At 43.0% G+C, this 20,552-nt stretch carries 17 protein-coding genes; 1 reads left to right on the top strand and 16 read right to left on the bottom strand.

All coding sequences use genetic code 11. The features are described 5' to 3' along the window. Positions 1–25 precede the first annotated feature (25 nt). The 16 genes from BM358_RS10355 to BM358_RS10275 all read right to left on the bottom strand — a co-directional run bounded on the left by BM358_RS10355 (position 26) and on the right by BM358_RS10275 (position 19,375). Positions 26–1,627, bottom strand: a complete 1,602-nt coding sequence (locus BM358_RS10355) for an alpha-amylase family glycosyl hydrolase (protein WP_028541305.1) — start codon at positions 1,625–1,627, stop codon at positions 26–28. Positions 1,628–1,867: 240 nt separating this feature from the next. Further along, complete coding sequence (locus BM358_RS10350; protein ID WP_023988580.1) at positions 1,868–2,344, bottom strand: RNA polymerase sigma factor; 477 nt, start codon at positions 2,342–2,344, stop codon at positions 1,868–1,870. 40 nt (positions 2,345–2,384) lie between these two features. Continuing rightward, on the bottom strand, positions 2,385–3,278 hold the full coding sequence (locus tag BM358_RS10345; RefSeq protein ID WP_028541306.1) for a polysaccharide deacetylase family protein: 894 nt from the start codon (positions 3,276–3,278) through the stop codon (positions 2,385–2,387). Positions 3,279–3,346: 68 nt separating this feature from the next. Beyond that, positions 3,347–4,561 (bottom strand): ABC transporter permease, encoded by a 1,215-nt coding sequence (locus BM358_RS10340; RefSeq protein ID WP_028541307.1) that lies wholly within the window; start codon positions 4,559–4,561, stop codon positions 3,347–3,349. Next, entirely contained in the window at positions 4,558–5,295 is a 738-nt protein-coding gene (locus BM358_RS10335; protein ID WP_023988577.1) for an ABC transporter ATP-binding protein, read from the bottom strand. The genes BM358_RS10340 and BM358_RS10335 overlap by 4 nt, the downstream gene beginning before the upstream one ends. Next, positions 5,292–6,761: an efflux RND transporter periplasmic adaptor subunit gene (locus BM358_RS10330; protein WP_028541308.1), complete on the bottom strand. Its 1,470-nt coding sequence runs from the start codon at positions 6,759–6,761 to the stop codon at positions 5,292–5,294. The genes BM358_RS10335 and BM358_RS10330 overlap by 4 nt, the downstream gene beginning before the upstream one ends. A gap of 35 nt (positions 6,762–6,796) precedes the next feature. After that, entirely contained in the window at positions 6,797–7,900 is a 1,104-nt protein-coding gene (locus BM358_RS10325; protein ID WP_028541309.1) for a TolC family protein, read from the bottom strand. A gap of 209 nt (positions 7,901–8,109) precedes the next feature. After that, positions 8,110–10,122, bottom strand: a complete 2,013-nt coding sequence (locus tag BM358_RS10320) for an ABC transporter permease (RefSeq protein ID WP_028541310.1) — start codon at positions 10,120–10,122, stop codon at positions 8,110–8,112. Beyond that, a complete protein-coding gene (locus BM358_RS10315; RefSeq protein WP_023988573.1) occupies positions 10,088–10,867 on the bottom strand; it encodes an ABC transporter ATP-binding protein in 780 nt (259 codons plus the stop codon). The genes BM358_RS10320 and BM358_RS10315 overlap by 35 nt, the downstream gene beginning before the upstream one ends. A 101-nt stretch (positions 10,868–10,968) precedes the next feature. Continuing rightward, positions 10,969–11,955 carry a sensor histidine kinase gene (locus BM358_RS10310; protein ID WP_028541311.1) on the bottom strand — a complete coding sequence of 329 codons (987 nt, stop codon included), beginning with the start codon at positions 11,953–11,955 and terminating at the stop codon, positions 10,969–10,971. Continuing rightward, positions 11,952–12,653: a response regulator transcription factor gene (locus tag BM358_RS10305; RefSeq protein ID WP_023988571.1), complete on the bottom strand. Its 702-nt coding sequence runs from the start codon at positions 12,651–12,653 to the stop codon at positions 11,952–11,954. Before BM358_RS10305 ends, BM358_RS10310 begins: the two co-directional genes overlap by 4 nt. Before the next feature lie 489 nt (positions 12,654–13,142). Then, positions 13,143–13,985: a carbohydrate ABC transporter permease gene (locus BM358_RS10295; protein ID WP_028541312.1), complete on the bottom strand. Its 843-nt coding sequence runs from the start codon at positions 13,983–13,985 to the stop codon at positions 13,143–13,145. 28 nt (positions 13,986–14,013) lie between these two features. Continuing rightward, positions 14,014–14,892, bottom strand: coding sequence for a carbohydrate ABC transporter permease (locus BM358_RS10290; RefSeq protein ID WP_023988569.1), 879 nt, complete (start codon positions 14,890–14,892; stop codon positions 14,014–14,016). Between the two features lie 79 nt (positions 14,893–14,971). Beyond that, complete coding sequence (locus tag BM358_RS10285) at positions 14,972–16,273, bottom strand: ABC transporter substrate-binding protein (RefSeq protein ID WP_028541313.1); 1,302 nt, start codon at positions 16,271–16,273, stop codon at positions 14,972–14,974. 197 nt (positions 16,274–16,470) lie between these two features. After that, the gene (locus BM358_RS10280) at positions 16,471–17,574 is read right to left on the bottom strand and encodes a response regulator transcription factor (protein ID WP_028541314.1); all 1,104 of its coding nucleotides are present in this window, start codon (positions 17,572–17,574) and stop codon (positions 16,471–16,473) included. After that, complete coding sequence (locus tag BM358_RS10275) at positions 17,567–19,375, bottom strand: cache domain-containing sensor histidine kinase (protein WP_028541315.1); 1,809 nt, start codon at positions 19,373–19,375, stop codon at positions 17,567–17,569. The genes BM358_RS10280 and BM358_RS10275 overlap by 8 nt, the downstream gene beginning before the upstream one ends. Before the next feature lie 177 nt (positions 19,376–19,552). Between BM358_RS10275 and BM358_RS10270 the strand changes: the two genes are divergently transcribed. Then, a complete protein-coding gene (locus BM358_RS10270; protein WP_025723649.1) occupies positions 19,553–20,539 on the top strand; it encodes a LacI family DNA-binding transcriptional regulator in 987 nt (328 codons plus the stop codon). The last annotated feature ends 13 nt before the right edge of the window (positions 20,540–20,552 follow it).

Below are 20,552 nucleotides of genomic sequence, written 5' to 3'. Positions count from 1 at the left end.
TCTGAACAGTAATTTTGCCGTATATTCAGCTCTTTCTGTCTTCTTCGGTAATTAGAGAACTGTAAGCCGGAATTGTAACTGTTCCTTTCTTCACCTTTACATTCTTTGAGGTGGAGAAGACCACTTTCCATTTACCCTTATCGAAATCTTTCATCTGCAGGGTAACCGGCTCTCCAGACAGGTTATGATATACATATAGTGTTTCTTTGCCTGAAGTACGTTTAAATGCGGTCACGCTGGCAGAACCTGCTTGTATAGGTTGCAGACTGTCGCTGCGTAAAGCTTCATGTTCTTCCCTCAGACGGATGAGTGTGCGATAGCTTTCCAGCAGGGAATCATCGTCCCTCAGCTGCGCTTCCACTGATACCTCGCCTGTGTTGTATTTGGGTTTCTCCCACGTCGTTTGACCAGGGCCATCTCCCTTGTACCAGCGCATAGGCTCACGAAGATACTCATCAGGCTTCTCTCCCTTCATGCCGATTTCTTCCCCATAATAGAGGAACGGCTGACCCGGAAGCGTCAAAAGAATGGAAGCAGCCAGCTTGGCTTTTCGCACATCTCCGCCCACTTCGCTCATGACACGGGTCTGGTCATGGTTGCTCAGGAACGGAGCATCGAGTGCCGCCTTATTATACGATTTGTACAGTTGCAGCGTTTTCTCGGCGAATGCCGCGATACCCTGATCTCGGCCGTTTTTCACGGAGTTCAAAATCGTTCCACCGAGGTCAAAATTAAACAGGGAATGGAGCGGTCCGTAATAAGGAGCTATGGTCTCCGGTTTGTCCCATACCTCTCCTGCCAGATATACATTTGGATTTACCTTCTCCATCTCGGAACGGAATTCATTCCACCATGCGATGTTCTTATCCGCACCATCCTTCGTCTGTCCTCTAAAAATATGCATCGCCGCGTCAAGCCGGAACCCGTCTGCACCCTGCTGCAGCCAATACTTGCCGACTTTGATCATTTCTTTGCGGACTTCGGGATTGTCAAAGTTCAGATCCGGCATGCCCGACCAGAATGTACTGTAGAAATACCCTTCGCCATTCGGGTTCTTATGCCATACCTGCTGACCCCACGAGCCCTTTTCTTCCAGATCTGTGTTCTCATCCGCCCATACGTAATAGTCGTGGTATTTGCTTTGTGGGTTGGCACTGGCCTCCTTAAACCATGGGTGCTCGCTGCTCGAATGATTGATAACAAGGTCCATGATCACCTTGACGCCCTTTCGGTCCGCTTCTTTCATCAAGGTGCGGAAATCATTTAGACTCCCATACTGCGGGTCCACCTGATAGTAATCAGTTACATCATATTTATGGTAGCTTGGAGATGGATTAAGGGGCATAAGCCAGAGGCCGCTGACCTGCAAATCCTTACCCGAATGGGGTTTGCCATCGTTTAAGTAATCAAGTTTTTGTGTGATTCCTTTCAAATCACCGTGTCCGTCTCCATTCGAATCATAAAAAGAATTGATATAAATTTCATAAAATACGCCGCTTCCAGTAGAAACCGGAGGCTTATGTCCGTTCATTTCCTGCTCTGCCATTGCACCTGAAGCGAACATCGTGAGCATAGGCACCGTTAACATGGCGGTGGACAATCTTCTTAAGCGTTTGTTACGTGTCAAAACAAATCAGCTCCTTTGATTGTTATGGGTGCGTTTTCATTATAAATAGAAACAATCCAAAAAAAGGGGATATTTATTATCTATTATGGTGGAAAATATCGATCTTATTGCTTTATCTCTGTATCGAACGAAAGAGGAGCAGACTCTATGTCTACTCCTCTTTCGGAAATTATTCTTTTTCTTAGATTTAGTACTTTCGATTTGCTGAATAAAAGATTGTCTGCTGTCGTCCAAATCAGTTCAGGAAATATATCTTAATTTAATGCGTTTTGAAGCTCTGTGCAGCGAAGACTTTACTGAATTTTCACTCTTGTTTAAGATTCTAGCCGTTTCTTTTATGGAGTATCCTCGGACTAAACGCAATTCAAGTACCGTCCTTTGCTCGGTATTACTTGCCATCAAAAGAATTCGATTGACCTCCTCCTGAATTTCAAAATCGAGGATATCCCAGTGATAATAAAGCAGTTCCTTGCGTAAGTTGTATTCATCCATCTTTTTTCGTTTTCTGATTAAATCTATAGCTAAATTTTTGGCAATTCTCAAAAGGTAAAACCGAATACGATCTTGAGGCAAGTCAGGTGAAGCTCTTATAAACCGAATAAAGCACTCATGCAACAAATCTTCGGCATCCTGTTTGTTATGCAATATCCTTAATAGATAGCCAAAGAGATCTGATTTGCAAGATAAATATTGATCCTCCACATCTTTAATATCCATATTACTGCTTGTCCCTTCTGTTTTGATTGGAATCGGTAAGTCACTTTATAGTCTTAAATTCATATCCCTGCTTTTTTAAATATGTTATGATTTCAGGCAAGGCTTTGGCAGTTTCTTCTTTCCCATAAGTGTCATGCATGAGTACAACTGCTTTTTCTCTAGTCCCCATGTTCCTTATGAATTCGCGAATTAATTGTTCAGCATTCTTAGGTGCACCTTCTGCATCTTTAGGTAACACATTCCAGTCAATCTGATGGTAATCCTTATCATGTAGAGCTTTGTCCAGCACTTCCATACCATTGGGATCATTTCTCTGCCATGTCATATGGCCACCTGGAAAACGAATTACTCTTGTGGAGAAATTCTGCCCCAATATTTGCTTTAAAACTTGATTTGTTTTTTCAATATCCTTCATAAAAATGCTCGAATTCACAGTTTGATTAGGATATAAATAACTGTAGTCATGTGAGTAGGTATGATTTCCGATAGCATGTCCTTCTTTAACTACTCTTTTTGTTATTTTTTTAGCCACTTCATTTTCTTCTACTGCCTTTCCTACCACAAAAAACGTTGCTTTCACATTTTCTTCTTTAAGAACATCCAATATCTTAGGCGTTACGGTGACCGATGGGCCATCATCAAAAGATAAATAGACTACTTTTTTACCGTCTATCCCCTCAGGCCGATGTCCTTGCATTTGCTGATTCAAGTATTTTTCAACAAATGCTGCATCTTCAACACCCGAAACATTTTTTAGAGGTGATTCGCTCCCTTTGGATTCGTTATTTAATACCGGCTGTTGTTTACTACTAAAGATATCAAAGAGTTTTAAAATAATTAGAACAATACAAATGATAATAATAAACAGTAGTCTTCTTCTATTTCTCTTCATCCGATGAGCTCTGGTTCTATTATGCGTATAGCTTTTTTCCATTAGTATATGTTCCTCCAAAAATCTAGAAGCTGTTTACGTTTCATTTTGCGACCATGTGCCAATTGAAATTATTCGTATCTCAATGCATCTATAGGCTTTAAACTTGCTGCTTTATAAGCCGGGTATACTCCAAATAGGATGCCTGTGCCCGCAGAGCTAAGAAACGAATATATAATAGGCGAGATCGTAAATTCAATGGTCATATGTGTCGTTGCTTCGATTATTTTGGACGCTCCTATGCCTGTTACAACCCCGATTGTACCTCCTAACAGACCAAAGATGACCGCTTCAGATAGAAATTGAATCATAATATCTCTCGGCTTGGCACCAATGGCTTTCCGAATACCGATTTCTCTTGTACGCTCTATAACCGAAACCATCATAATATTCATAATTCCGATTCCCCCTACCACGAGCGATATCGCGGCTACACCACCCAGTAAGCTGGTCATGATATTATCTACACCGGAAGCTGCACCTGCTGCCTCTGACTGACTCATAATTTGAAATTGATCCGGTTCCGAGGGTTTTAGCTGATGCGTCACACGCAAGCTTTCCAATATGTCTAGACGAGCCTGATCCATCAAAGCTGGTGACTTGGCAGACACGTCCAATCCCGTAATGTTTTTCTCACCCAGACGGTTCATCATGGTTGTAGCAGGGATGTAAATTTGTTCATTAGTACTATAGCTTAAGTTCGTAACTGGCTGAGTATTCAATACTCCGATCACCTTGAAAGGAATCTGTTTAATTTGAAACGTTCGTCCCAATACATTTTGGGTATCTCCACCAAAAAGACGTTGAACCGCTTGGCTTTCAAGAATGGCGACATTCATGCGTTTATCCATCTCATCGTTGGTAAATGTTCTGCCCTCAGCAAAGGAAAACTTTTTGACCTTATAGAATGAAGTGGAAGTCCCTACAATAGTAGCGTTATAGTTATATCGCCCCCACGCAGCTTTTGAATTGCTCGATATATTTGGCATCAATGCATCTATAGAATTCTTTTGTTCCAACGCCTCGACATCAGCCCAAGTAAACGAGGGCGTGTTGTCCAAATCTATTTCACCATCGACCATTGTCATAGCTGGAGCAACCATCAATACGTTATTCCCTAATTTATTAATTTCTGCTTTTATGCGGGCTGTAGAGCCGTTTCCGATCGCCATAATGGCAATAACCGCTGCCACCCCGATAATAATACCGAGAATCGTTAAAAAGGAGCGCAGCTTATTGGTCGTTAAACTATTAATTGATACACGGATCGTTTCCATCAAATTCATAGGCTCGCCATCCTTGATGAAATTCTTCTATTGGTAATGCTTTCATCACGCTCAATATCTCCATCCCGAAAGCTGATCAACCGCTTGGCATATTCAGCGATTTCCAGCTCATGAGTAACCAAGACGATGGTTTTCCCCTGCTCATTCAAACCCTGAAATAGCTCCATAATCTCGACGCTCGTCTTCGTATCCAGTGCCCCCGTTGGCTCATCCGCCAGCAGAATAACAGGATTATTCACCAACGCACGCGCAATAGAGACACGTTGCTGCTGACCGCCAGAAAGCTCGTTAGGTTTGTTGTACATCCGTTCTGCAAGGCCTACACTTCGAAGCGCCTCCACTGCTCGTTCCCGGCGTTCCTTGGCAGGTATACCTGCATACATCATAGGTAGCTCTACATTTGCTAATGCTGTAGTTCGGGAAAGTAGATAGAATTTTTGAAACACAAAACCCAGTTTCTGATTTCGAATCTCGGAAAGCTCGTTCTCACGAGCATCCAATATGGAATACCCATCCAGATAATACTTCCCGGTATCAGGATGATCGAGGCAACCAATGACATTCATCATGGTGGACTTACCCGAACCAGAGGGACCCATTATGGCAACAAACTCACCTTCGCTAATAGATAAATTCACACCACGTAGAGCCTGAATCTCCTGCCCGCCTACCTCATATATTTTTTTTAATGCTTTAATTTCAATAACGTTTTTATTTAATTGGACTTCTTTCATTGTGCCTGACCCCCATCAGGGTCCTGGCCCTCTTGACTGCCATTCGAACCAGCACCGTCCTGAGGCGGAATAATAATGGTCTCGCCTTCCTTAACACCTGACTTGATTTCGGCTTGATCCGCTGTATAAACACCCAGCTTCACAGGTCTGAATTCATAATCTGCAGGGTTTGCTGGGTTCTTCGCTACATATACTCCGTCCACTCCACCTTCAGATCTCAGTGCAAACAATGGAACAGACAGCGCATCTTTACGTTCAGCCAAGAGGAGTGATACATCCATGTTCATCCCCGGTTGCAGCCTTATTTTTTGGCTATCCAAAGACAATTCAATTTTGTATGTAGTCACATTAGATTCGGTAACCGGCTCTGGAGAAACAAAGCGTACTTCGCCTTTAAATTGTTTGTCCGGGAATGAATTCGAGTGCATTGTAGCCTGAAGTCCGGTCTTCAATTTAGCAATATCACTTTCGTTAACCTTGGCAAGAACCTTCATAACGCCTGTATTGGAGTTATTCATTACAATAAAAGGTGCAGTAGGACTAGTACCCACATCGCCGTTGACCTTCAAAATGATCCCGTCCCACGGTGCCGTAACCTGTAATTTTCTCAGGACACTTTTCTTCTGCTCTAATGCCGTTTCAGCCTGCTGTAAAGAAGCCTGTGCAGATTGGATGTTGGAAGCTTCAGGCGGGGACTGTGCAGCCTTTAATTGTATTAAAGCTGTTTTAAAGCCCATTTCCGCCTCCTCAATTGCCTCAGTCTGTTTGGTCTGTGCCTTCTTGTACTGCAGCTCCGCATTGCTCATATCCAGTTTTGCCTTATCCAGATTTTGCTTGGCTGTCGCCAGGTCACTTTCTGCTGCCGCATCATTCTGAACCAGATAAGCCTGGTCATCATAATCCTTCTGGGCCTTATCCAAAGTCACCTTGACTGCCACCTTTTGTGCAGCGGCTTCCTCTAACTCCATATCGTTCTTGGCTGTTTTAATCGCCATTTGTGCCTTTAAGACATTGGTTTTCTGGAGCTCGATATCATTGGTTTTGGGTCCGCGCTTGGCTTCCTCCAGCTTGGCCCTTGCAATCGCGACATTGGATTCGGCATCCTTAATTTGCAGCCTGGCATCCGAATCATCTAATCGTGCTAGAACCTGACCTGCTTTGACACTATCTCCTGCTTTGATATTGACAGCGATGAGCTTGGCACCCTCGACATTTGTAAAATTAATATTTACTTCCTTGGAAGCCTGAACGGTCCCAGTCACTTTAAGCGAATCCGTCATGTTTGTTTTCTGTACCTGTACAATCTGGTTCGCAGGACTCTCCACGGGCTTTTCCTGCCCCTTTTTCATATAAACAAAACTTCCAATTCCCGCTATAATGATCAAGACAAGAATACCTATGATCCCTCTCAATCTTTTTTTCCTTCTTAACACTTGCAATGCATCTTTCTTTTCTGTTTCCGACAATGTTATATCCCCTTAAAATGTATTTTTTCTAAAACCTATACGCTCCACGGTTTGTTTAAAGCATGTTGCAGCAGCGTCATTTGAACAATTAGTTCATCCTTATTCCGTTCAATTTGCTTCACTTTTAACTGATTCGTGGCTACCTCCGTACCTGTAGCAAATCCTCGTTCCTTTTTTTTACGAGATATATCTAATACTTTATTGGCGTTCTGTAGATTACTTTGCATTTGTTCGTATTGTTCATAACTCTGCTGTAAGTTAAAGTACATATTCTTCAGTGTTTCTGCTAATTGATCCTTGGTATTTTCCAATCCGCCTTCCGCTGAGTCTACATCAATCTGTTTAATTTCATAATCGTCAGTTCCCGAGTTCCACGTGTAATATTTAATTTCCATTTTTGCTAGCTTGACTGCCTCCTCCTGTCTCCATACCGAAGGACTCGCCGAGATGGCACGCGTCACAAGCGTATCTAAATTCGTGTTATCCATCTTCCGGTAAACAGGTCGATCCACCAGTTCATACACCGTACCTTGAGGTTGGCCCATTTGCGTATTTAGTGAATCCATCGCTTTTTGCAGTGCAGCCTTTGCAATGTCTACATTCTTTTGAGCCTCTATACGAGTCTGAATAATCGTGCTTTGATCACCTGGAGAAATTTTTCCACGGTTGGCCTTCGCTTCAGCAGCTTTTTCTTCCAGTAGTGCGAGCGAAAGTGCATCCTCACTGCTCTTTACTTTGTTTTCAGCTAGAAGTACGTCATAATAATTCTTCATTGCAGAGTAATCCGCCTGATCTTGGGCAAGTTCGATTTGCTTTTTGGATTCCAAATAAGAAACCGTCGATGAGGCATACCCTTTCCAGGCTGAACTACTAGCCGCGTCCTCTTCACCGTTGCCCGCACCTGCTGGGATGAAATCCAGATTCTTACCTGCATTTTTTAGGTTAATCCGGTTACGATCTATCGCTTGCTGAGCCTCCTTCAAGCTAAAGCTATTAGATCGTGCCCATTGCTGTGCTTGACTCAGTGTTATTTTCACACTTGCATTGGAAACCTGCTGCCGCTCTGCATGAACAAAGGACTCTGAAAATGAACTGGCCGATAAGGCCAACAACAATAAAATGAACATACGTTTTTTCATAGAACCCCCCTCTTTCTAAGTTTCATTAAGTCTAATAAATACGTTGTTATATGAATTTTTATTCTTCCTCTTCATTACAATTTCTTTGCACAACTCTCCATCAAGGATGTCATGAATTGAGAACTGCATCTTCTATCATCCGTGCAGATTCCAGAAGGGAGGTATAATCCTGCCCTCCTGCTATTCTTTCACACACGGCTTATCGCTCTTTACAGCATCTTTAAATCCAATTGACGAAGGTACAGGAAACGTACAATAAGAAAGGAAAAGAATTGGATTGCCCAAAAGCAAAGCATAATCTGAATAAGCGTAAGATGAAAGGGTGCTACATTTATTCCAGATGGTTCTGACATAAATAAACAAAGCACTACTCCTACGGATGATACGACTAATGGCAGAAGAAATAGGAAAGCAATTTGTCTGGATGCAGCTCGTCTCATTTCCCTTGAGTTTAATCCGATTTTCGATAAAGCTCGGTATATTTCCTCATCCCGTTGAAGATCTACATACAATCTGAAATACAACAGACTTACAGTGCTTGCCAACATAATAATGGCGATAAATCCGCCAATAAATTCACTAATATTCAGATCCATCTCCGATGTCAAATAATCCACTGCTCTAGAGTTAAGTACCCCTTTGTTCACCTTGTTGGCCAACACGGAATACAACCATATCTCCTGTTGAGTTTCAGAAGTTTCTAATGAAAGTTGACCATTCTTCCATTTTGGCACAAAATAATAAACAGATTTGTATGCTAATGGAACATTGAAGTACCGTTGTTCAACTAAATGGTCGTAAGTTCGATCTGAAACAACAAGTAACCTTCCTAGTTCAGAGATGATGTTTTCAACAAACTTTATGCTGTGGTCTATCTTCTGAGTATCCATAATCTGAATATTCATAATCTGAGATTTTCCTTGATTGTAAGTTAGCTTTTTTTCAAAAAAGGTTTTCTGTTCTTCTAAAGACATTCCATTAGAATCAAAAATGAAAAAGCCTTGATGATCCCGAAGTGCGGCTGTCTGTTTTAGTTCCTTAAACCTGGAAATAAGAGCTTCATAGTTGGATTGTTTCATCACAGGTGCGAACTGTTCACGAAAGGGAAAGATCAGTATTTCACTTTTCGAATAATCTACCCCAGCCGTATAAAGATTTTGGTCAATCTCTTTTTCAAGCTCTCTAGAACTTACTACATCAGAAGAAAGTGCAAATGAATAAGATTGCTCCCTTAGAAATCTTTTTTGCTGCTGCATGGAGTCAAAAGTTGACGCTGCTCCTACACAGGAAATGATAGAAATTAAGGTAATCAATGAAAACAGCCCGGCATTATTCCTAATTTTGTATGTGATCTCAGATAACCATAACAAACGTGTTCCGCTCCAAGACCATTTCCTGTTAGCTCTAAGCAGTTGAATGAATAGTACACATAATTGAGTATAAAATAAGTAAGTACCAATAAACCCCATTACAATTGTGTATTTAAATGTGTCTCCAACCGAATAGTGCAATATATAAAAAGAAAGAGTCCCTAAACGATACGGTGCCAGATAAATGTATGGTGGAAAATCAAGCTTCATTAAATATACAGCCGCTCCTATTAACACTATCGCAAGAAAGGAAAGACTCCATGAAGCTTTTAATTCCTTTTTGAGCTGTGGAACCTTGTTAAAAAGCTGCTGTAATTTAAAATGGCGTATGAAGAAAACAGACACAAGTGAGATCAATATAAACAAAAACATAAAGCCAATTCCTGTGAAAGCCAGTGCTTTCCAAGGAAAATAAAACGTTAAATACATTCCTATGACATTGGAGCCCAAAAGCAGAAAGAATTTCGCTGAAATAAATCCTCCGATAATCCCGGTAACCAAGGATAAAAAACCTATAATTAGATTTTCATATGCGACCAAAAAATATATTTGTCTGTGATGTGTCCCTAAAATGGTCAATATACCCAATTCTTTCTTACGTGCAGCTACAAAGATATGGTTTGTGTATAATACGAAAAAAAAGGAAAATACAAAAATCAACAGATCAGCAACTTGTAATCCTTTTTTTACATTAGCTGCTGTGATTGCATTTGAGACATCCGGGTGAAAAATAAATATCGCATATACGAAAAAAATCGAAATCATCAATGAGCTGCTTAAATAATAAGGTACATAAGCACGTACATTGCGTTTGAGATTATTCCATGCTAACAGACGAAAGCTCATGTGCATGTCTACTTCCCCCCAAAAAGGAGAGCATATCTATGATTTCCTGAAAAAATATTTGCTGACTATGACTACGGTGGATTTCATTATATAACTCACCATCTTTTATAAAAATTACCCGATCACAATAACTGGCTTCCATTGCACCGTGTGTTACCAGCACGATTGTGGAATAATCTACACGGTGGATAAGTCCCAGCATTTCCATCACAACACGTGAAGACTTGGAATCGAGATTTCCAGTGGGTTCATCTGCGAGCAGGAGTGAAGGAGAGTGAATAATAGCCCTACCAATGGCTGCCCGTTGCTTTTGTCCCCCTGACACCTCATAAGGCCGTTTATCCAAAACATCAAAAATATCCAGTTTCTTCGCTACCTCTTCCAGTTTAAGCTCCATTTCCTTTAATCCTTTTTTATTCAGCATCAGAGGAAACAGTATGTTCTCTCCCAAAGTGAGGGTTTCCAGCAAATTAAAGTCCTGAAATACAAGTCCCAGCTCTTTGCGACGAAATAAAGCCAGCTTATCCTTCTTGAGCTGATTTAGATTTTCACCTTTAATGCAAACCTCGCCAGAAGTCGGCATATCAATGGTCGAAATCATGTTTAATAATGTGGTCTTCCCACTACCAGACGGCCCCATAATACCAACAAACTCACCTTGTTTGATCGTTAAATGGATGTTGTTAAGGGCTCGGTAGGGAACCTTGCCATAATATATTTTGGTGACTTGATCCATTCGTACAATCTCCATAATTCATTCCTTTCCTTGTTCTATGTTATGATCATAATCCATCCAGACAAGTGAAGCGATCGATTAACATTACAAAAACCTTAAATGTGTTGTAAGGTTTCTCATTTGTGAATTGAAAACAGGATTTGAACCGTTGTCCCTTCACCAACTGTCGATTTCAGTTGAATATCATGATTCAGTCTTTCGCAGATTTCAGACACCAAATAGAGTCCCATCCCGGTTGATTCACGATACTTCCGCCCATTTTCACCTGTATAATAAGCCTCAAATACCCGTTCTACATCTTTTTTAGGGATACCAATCCCCTCATCCTGTACTTCCAACACAATGACATGCTCTCTTACGTCAGACATTAGTTTCAGACTGTGGGCATGACCTGAAGAGTATTTCACCGCATTGGTCACCAATTGGTTAATTATGAATCTTAGCCACTTGGCATCGGTAATCACACTCAACTGCTCGTCCACTTCATTGGAAGGATAAATTTCGTTGCGAATCAATAATCTTTTGTTATCATAAATCACATCACTAACCAGTTTTCGTAATACAACAGGCTCGACATGAAAGTCAGGTTCAAAGGATTCCAATCGTGACATATACAAAATCATGTCCAGTCCTTTTCCCATTCGATCAATCTCATCGTGTATCTGATCCGATTCGGGATCTATTTTTCCTTTGAGGATTAAATGAATAACAGAAAGAGGAGTTTTCATCTGGTGAACCCACTGATTGATAAACGTAATATGATCGCGCTGCTGATGCTCTAACTGATGAATTCGGGACTGATACAATCGATAATATTGTAAAAGCAAATGTTGCAAAGAAGAGGCTAACGGATTAAGTACCTTCATCTGAATAAGCTCATCTAAATCTCTAATGTTTGCAGTGGATAATATGCGATATAAACCAGAGTACATGACATACCGGAAGAGCAAATAAACCAGCAATATGGAGGCCCCAAAAAAGACGGAATACAGGGCCGTCGACCAGTTGCGGTAACCATCCATCCAATAGATACTTAACACAAGAAAAAGTTGGATGATATTAAAAATCACCAGCGAAAAATGGTCACGCCAAAAAAGCTTCACCGTTCTTCCTCCTCACTCAAGTGAAGCCGATAGCCAGCCCCTCTAACCGTCTCTATGATATCCCCTAGTCCCAGCTCACTCAGCTTTTTGCGGACCCGAGTGACATAAACATTCAGTGTGTTTTCGCCCACATATTGGTGATCATCCCATAAAGCCTCTAAGAGATGAACTCTACCCACAACCTGCTTAGGATACGTCATCAATAGCTCTAGCAGTGCTGCTTCCTTCTGGCTAATTTCTACCTGCTTGTCATGGAATACAAGTTCCATAATATCGGGATATAGCGTCAAATCTGCCACTTTTAAGGAACGTGATTTTGGGGCAACAGCATAAGAGCCATAGGCACGTCGCAGATTGCTTTCTACTTTGGCTAACAGTACTTCGGGATAAAATGGTTTCGTAATGTAATCATCTGCTCCGTTTTGCAAAGCAATGACCTGATCCATTTTATCATCGCGTGCAGAAACAAAAAGGATGGGGCATGTAGACTGAGTCCGTATTTGCCTGCACCAATAAAATCCATCAAAGCGAGGTAGATTCACATCAAGTAGTACCAAATCAGGCTTTACCTCTTGAAAGATAGCCAGAACTTGATCAAAATTTGAAACGTTAATCCCTTGATAACCATATTTCTCAAGATAAGATTGGAGCAAGGAACTGATTTGAGGATCATCCTCTACTATTAATATCTTTTGCATCGTGTTTTCTACCTTCTTAGTGCTTGAATTTTTAACAACTGATTTCTCTATATAATGCCTTTATTCGATCGTTCAAGCAATAACAACAATCTAACCCCCTTGGTTGTAGATTTAGGAGGTTTTCATGGTGGTGTATATTGAATCCCGAATAATATGCATGGTGCCGAGCACCAGAGTGATTAACAATATAATTATAATAACAATAACGGTGACTGTTATAATGGTTCTTTTAGGAATTTTTAATGTTTCATTGAAACTTTGCTTTGGATCTTTCAAAATCTGCTCACTTCTTTCCTTGCCTAGCTGTTTACCAGCATAACAGCTTCTACATAATGAACAACAGTTGAAACTTACAAAAACCTTTATTTTGTTGTAAGGTTTCTGATTAGCCACAAACCATCGTCAGATTAAACTAGCGTATGTACATAACAAAAATGCCCGGCTAGAGAATCTTTTTTCTGATTCTCAAGCCCGGGCATTTTATCCTCTCTATCCTTTTACAGCGGAACCCACCGTCATTGCCCGCTCCACTTGTTCACTCAAGAACAGATAGACTAGTACCATCGGTAGGGAAGCGATAGTCATAACAGCTCCCATGGCCCCCCAATCCGTGCTGTAGGAGCCCTGGAAGAAAAGCAAGCCTAGCGGCAAGGTCTTCATATTCTCATCAGAAATCAGAATATAGGCCAAAGTGAACTCATTCCAGTTGTTCAAGAACTGAAAAATGGCTACAGTTGCAATTGCAGGCATTGCAAGCGGCATAATGATTTTCAGGAACAGTCTATAAATATTAGCTCCATCCATACATGCCGCCTCTTCAATCTCCTTAGGAATTCCTGCCAGGAACCCATAGAAAATCATTGACGAGAAAGGAAGGCCAATTGCGATATAGGGAAGAATAAGAGCTCCATACGTATTCGTAAGATGAAAATCGCGAACCAGAATCGCCAGCGGTATCATAATAACCTGTAGCGGCATAAACATTCCTATGATCATATAAGTTCGGACAGCAAAACGAAACCTCCATCTCATGCGAGCCACTGCAAAGGCAAACATCAGTGCCAATAAAAGGATGAACAGAGTCGAAATCGTTGATACGACCAGACTGTTTAGAAAGTAACGAGGAATATTAAATTGCGTCCAAGCATTGATGTAATTTTCGTAACGAAAATGCGTTGGTAGTCCGAATGGGTTGGTAACAAAGATCTCATCATTGTTCTTCAACGAGTAGGAAACCATCCAGAACAACGGATAAATCGAAACAATCACATACAACCACAGCGGTATCTGCAGGACAGCTTGTCTGAACTTGCTCACAGCGGTTTTACTCATTTCGTTCTCCTTTTCAATACGCACCTCATCAGGCGGTTTGTCCGCGATCGAACAGCTTATTGATAACTAAAGTTGCCAGCAGCGAGATCAGTACAAGCAGCACAGATACAGCACACGCATAGCCATAGTTGCTCTCCATAAAAGCATAGCGGTAAATCATGAATGTCATTGTATAATTTGTAGTACCAGGTCCCCCGTTGGTCATAATCAGCATCTGCACAAAGGCGCCTATCCCAGAGGTAATCGCGATAATGAAGCAGAATTTGTACGTTTCCCTCATCAGAGGAAGTGTAACATGCAGATGCGCTCTCCATTTGCTGCAACCGTCAATCGTGGCGGCTTCAAAGTAGTCCTCAGGTACTGACTTAACCCCTGCATATAGCAGCGCGAATTGATACCCCATAAACTGCCAGGCATTAACAAAGGCGATGGCAATAATTGATGCTGTCGGGGAGCTCAGCCAATTTTGCTGATACGAGATATTCAAAAGATCGAACAGCCGGTTGATCAGTCCGTTGGTCGGGTCGTAAATGGCGATCCACAGCTGGCACACCACAGTTACCGACAGAACAACCGGAATAAAATAAGCCGTTTTCAGTATTTTCCGCCCGCGTGTACGCGGGTCTGCACAAATCAGCGCCAATAGCGTTCCCAGTCCAATCTGAAAGACCACCAGTACAATTGCAAATATCAATCCGTTCTTAAGCGAAGTGGAAAGTAAAGGATCGGAAAAGAGCTCCCGGTAATTACTCAATCCCGAAAAGATCGGCGTACTAAGGCCATCCCATTCATAAAAGCTACGAAGAACGGTCTGCAGAACAGGATAAATCAGGATCACACTGTACAGGATCAAAGCAGGGAGCAGAAACAGTGCCAGCGCCGGTTTGTTCCCCAAATATTTATTCATGTGTTGCTTCCACCCCTTATTTTCGGGACGGCTCCCCCCCAGCGACTTATGTCGCCAGAGGTTGCTTGTCCCTGGATTATCAGTTTTCTTTCTCCAATGTACTGTTCAGATTGTTCACAAAACCCTCTACCAAAAAGTTGTCCACCATCAGATTCTGGGTATTGTCATTGATTGTGTTCTGAATTTTGGTATTGCTCAGAAGCTGAGCATATTCCTTGGCGTTTGGCAGCAACTCTTTGGCGACTCGCTGCATCATTGCTGGAACATTGGAGGCGATTTGCTTATCCACTTTCGGCGAAACGATAGGACTTCCGAGTTGGGTATATTTGTACTCGGCTGACTTTGTCGCAAGGAATGCTGCTACCTTTACGGCAGTTTCCTTGTTCTCGCTACTCGACGATACTGCGTAACCCTGTGGCGAACCTGCACCGTCGATAAAATATTTGGACTTCTCGTAGGTTGCTTCATCCTTTGCTGGCCAGTACATCCAGTCGACCTGGTCGCCCAGCTTTTCCTGTGAACTGTAAATTTCCCATTGTCCGTTCACAAACATGGCAGCCTTTCCCTGATAGAACAGGGACGATGCCTGATCATAATTGGTGTTCGTGGCATTTGCGTCGAACAATCCGGCTTGCTGCAATTGCTTCATCTGCTGTGCTGCCGTTACAAACGCTTCTGGCAATGCTTTTACACCTTTCTGATCAAGTGCTCCGAATCCTTGTGGCTGCTCTCTTGTGACCAGCCCATTATAAAAAGCAGTCGTAATCCACTTTTCCTTGGCAAAGATCGACATGGGCACATAACCTGCAGCTTTCAACTTTTTAGCTGCTTCGCCCATTTGATCAATCGTCCTAATCGGCGTTTCGATCCCCGCCTTCTCAAAAATCGACTTGTTGTAATAGATAAGCTGGAATTCAATGCCTGTATCCGGATAAGCATACACATGATTATCTGGAGCTACTAAACGAGATTCAACACCCGGATTAAGATTCTCCTTGAATTTAGCCGTTGTCTCATAGTTGTCCAGCACCTCGACATTTTTCGATTTTGCTAAAGTTTGCAGAGTTGGCCAATCCGTGAAATAAATGTCCGGCATGTTTCCTGTCGCTGCATAAGTCTTTAGCTTCTGGTATCCGTCCTGAACGGCAGGATCCAGTTCAATCTCAACGTTTGGCATGTCCTTTTTGAGTTCTTCCACGGCATAATCGAATGGCTTGGTGGTATCGGCGTCAAAATGCTGCGCATATACCTTCAATTTGATCGCTGTGTCTCCCGTCCCGCCCTGGGAGGAAGCTGATTTATCTCCGCCACAAGCGACCAATCCAATAGACATGGTGAGCACTAGCAAAGCTGCACCCCAACTTCTGTAAGTTTTTTTCATTTGTTTAATCCCCCTTATGCAGTGTGTTTTATGTTTGCGCTTTCATTTTCATAACTACAGTATACTCCCGCTTCTTTTCTTGATTAAGGAATAAAACGGGCATAATCAGTAAAAAACGGGACAAATAGAGCAGCGGTTCTCCATATAGGAAAACCGCCAGGCTTAAATCGATGTTGTTCTGCCTCGCAGGACAAGAGCTACCTTTTTTGGAGTTGCTCATATTCAGTCGGTGTCATGCCAAAGCGTTTCTTGAAGCATTTGCTGAAATAATTGGGGTCACTGTATCCAACACTTTCAGCGATTTCCGCCAACTTCCGATTTCTGTTCAGTAAGAGCTCCTTAGCCTTCTTCATCCGAATATGTGTAATATGATCCACTATGGAGAAGCCGGACTCCTTGCGGAAGACGCGCCGCAGATAGCTGGGATCGACGAAAACCCCACACGAAACCTGCTCAGCAGACAACTCTGTGTCTGCATAATGCTCCTCGATATAGGTGATCGCCGCAGCAAAAAGATTGGAAGCCTTCGTAGAGTGCATATTCTCCATCAATTGGATCAGCCTGCGGTACAAAGCGAGCATCCATCCTTCAGCAGCCTCCCAGGAATCTAACTCCCGAAGCCGGTCATAAGGAGACTTGTTCAAACCTTCATCCCATAGCCGATCATAAGGAATGCCGCGTTCACTTGCAAAGGAAAGTGCTAGAGATACGATTCCCATAAGCATCGCGTCCGCGTATTCGTCCCCCCACTTATATATACTAAGCTGCTGGATTGCCTTACGGACTTCCTCTAACGTTTCACTGTCTTTCAATCGAAGGTCTAGCACGACTGCATCACGCAGATGGCCCAAATCAGGCATACTTGCTCTGCCGTGCAACGCTTCGCTACCATGACCCCACTCGGTACTTTCGCTCTCCTGCAGAAACACCGGTAGTTTCGGCTTAATACGTTCCAACATCGAGAGCATTTCTTCTGCATTGAACGGCTTCAACAAATAATCCTGCACTCCGGTTCGAACCGCCTTCTGTAGGTATTCAAATTCGTTATGTCCAGATATGAATACAATAACGATGCGTTCGAACTTGACTTTCAACCTCTCGGCTAATTCAATTCCATCAATGAAGGGCATATTGATATCTACGAGGGCGAGATGCGGCTGATGCCGCTCGGCTTCTTGAAGTGCTTCCTGTCCGTTCCTTGCTTCGCAGCAAACCCGAAAGCCATGACTTTCCCAATCTATCTTTATACGCAGAAAGTCTCGGAACAGCGGCTCATCATCGACAATCATCACTTTATACATCTTGGTGTTCACTCCCCTTTGGCAGCATCGGCAACGACAGGTCAACAGTTGTTCCCTCCGCGAGAATACTTTGAACGGATATCCCATACTCCTCGCCAAAATACAGACTCAGTCGTTGCTGAACACTGTAGGTACCGATTGATCGTATTCCTTCTTTCGGTAAATGTCTGGACATAATAGTCTGAACTTGGAATTCATCCATCCCCACACCGTTGTCCTCCACCCGAACGATCACCTTATCACCCTGTTTAAAGGCAAAAATACGGATAAAACCTTTTGTTCCTTTCTTCTTAAGACCATGGTAAATCGAATTCTCGACAAGCGGCTGAAGCGAGAGCTTCGGGATAGGTGTACCTGCAAGCTCGGCAGGGATATCCACTTCATAGCGAAACACATCGGGATAACGGATTTGCAAAATCGTCAGGTAATCATCAGTAATCTGAGCTTCCTTTTCTAAAGTAATTAATTCCCGTCCCTTGTTCAGCACCATTCGATAAAAATCTGCTAGCGCTTTTGTAGTATCTCTAGCCTCATCATTACGATCTAACTCATTGAGTGCATAAATGGTATCCAAAGTGTTGTACAGAAAATGCGGTTTAATTTGGGCGCTTATCAGTGCGAGCTCATATTCACGCTTACGGTTCTGTTCCTGCCTTACCTCATCCAGCAGCTCCCGAACTCTTCTTACCATAAAGTTAAACGCTTCAGCAATCGTACCGATCTCATCCTCTGTGCGGACTGTCGTAACCGCTTGCAGGTCACCAGTTACTACTTTTCGCATGGCCCTAGTCAGATGTTCGAGAGGGCTAACGACCATTTTGGATAGAAAGCTAGCGCCCAGCCAGGAAAAAACAAGGCACAATATGCCGATTAAGAGCGACAATCTAACATTTTGCCGGACATCAGCCGTAAGCAGGCTAAGAGATACGATATTGACCAACTTCCAATCCATCCGGGTATAATCAGTGACCGTTACCAGATTGCCCTCATCCTCGAATGAGCACGTTCCTTGGGATGCATTAGGCGCACAACGTTGGATGGCCTCACCTAGCTGTGGATTCACCGGATTCATCAGCATCTCATTGTCTTCTGCCACCGCCACGCGCATTCCGTTATCTAAAAAATAATAAGATTTGGGCGCATCCGGATCGCTGGAACGGAAGTAATCGGCCAAACCTTCTTCCTTCACTAACAGAAAAAGGGTTCCGTAGGGTTCGCCCGTGTCTATATTAATGACCGTCTTCCCCAACGTCAAAACCGGAGAGTTCGGATCTGGTGTTAGGAAATCCCTCTTCTCCATATCAAACCAGAGTGCCTGTCCATAACTTTCAGATTCCCTTACCCGCTTAAGCATGCTATAGATCTTGCGATCATCCCCGCTTTCGGTATAAGAGGCGAAAATTGTCCCTTCATTATCAATAAATACAGCGGCATCCACCTCACGAAAGATTGACAAATCAATGGATAGGCGGCTCTGCATCAAGTTTCCAAACTGAATAGACTCCATCGCAGTACCAGGTTTGGCACCGTATGAATCATACATCCGGTTAATATTCGTCACCATAATATTGGCCGCTGTTTCCACACTGCTGAATATGTAATCGGTCCGAGACAAGATAAGCTGAGACTCATCGACCACGTTGCTGGTGGTTCGGTCTATCAAAGAACGGCTGAAAAGCTGGTTGGACAACAGTCCAAGAGTAAGCAGAGAAACAATAATTAGCGGAAGAAATACCGTTATAACCTTGCTTTTAAAGCGAAGTCGACCAAACCACTTACGAGCTAGTGACAGAATATTCAACTAGGACCCCTCCGTCATCAAGAGAATATTCATCATGTTAACACAAACAATCTCTACAGTAGTAGATCAAAAATAATGTTAAAAAAATTCAACCGTCCATCTTGAAAGTGCTTTAAAGATGTGTTAGGATAAAGTCGATTTTTAGTAAAATTATTAACTAAAAAGGTGTGAGCTCTTTTGGCAACCATTAAAGACATTGCCCGCGAAGCGGGTGTGTCTGCCGCAACCGTTTCAAGGGTTTTAAATAACGATCTGTCACTGTCCGTAAGCCCAGACACCAAAAGCAGAATTTTTTTGGTTGCCGAGCAACTCGGGTATAAGCCTACCCGGCTGAGGCAATTAAAGCAGAATACGGAACGTGCCGGGAAAACCGTCTCCCTCCTGCTATGGTGTTCTATTGAGGAGGAAAGAGACGATCCGTATTACGCCTCGATCCGCCGTGGAATCGAACTGCGCTGTGAAGAGCTTGGACTGACGTTGGGCCAGACCTTGCGAGGCCGCTCATCCATCGGCACCCTGCAGAAGGCGGACGGTCTGATTGTTGTGGGCGGCGTTGATCCTGAAGAGGTATTCAAACTTCATCCTGACAAGAACACCATTGTCCTTGTCGACCAGTACCATGAACAGCTGGAGTATGATTCTGTACGACTTCATTTCCGGCAAGCTGTTGATCAGGCACTCGGACATCTACTTGAGCTTGGCCACCGACAAATCGGATTTATCGGCGGTAAGAGCGACGGTGAGCGAAGAGCGCATTATTTTGAACGATTCATGCGGGAACAGGGGTTGTACAATCCTCAATTCGTCCGTATAGGTGCCTGGAGTACCGCGGATGGTTATCTCATGATGAACGAGCTTCTAACCCAACAGGAACGACCGACGGCCTGCTTCGCTGCAAGCGATCCGCTCGCTATTGGTGCCCTCCGCGCCCTTCATGGACATGGAGTCAAGGTACCAGAGGATATGGCTGTTGTCGGCTTCGACGACATTGAGATGGCAGCCTTCGTGCAGCCTCCGCTAACCACCGTCCGTGCCTATCCTGAACAGATGGGAAAGGCTGCCGTGCAACTGCTCTCTGAACGGTTTGAGGGGCGTGAACCACCTGCGTATAGCGTGATCGGGACTAAGCTTGTCATTCGGGAGAGTTCATGCAAAAAAGGCTAAAATCAGTACTTGA

It is taken from the genome of Paenibacillus sp. cl130, from assembly GCF_900116035.1.
In the GTDB taxonomy this organism is placed as follows: Bacteria; Bacillota; Bacilli; order Paenibacillales; family Paenibacillaceae; genus Paenibacillus; species Paenibacillus polymyxa_B.
This window is presented reverse-complemented; position numbering and strand designations above follow the sequence as displayed.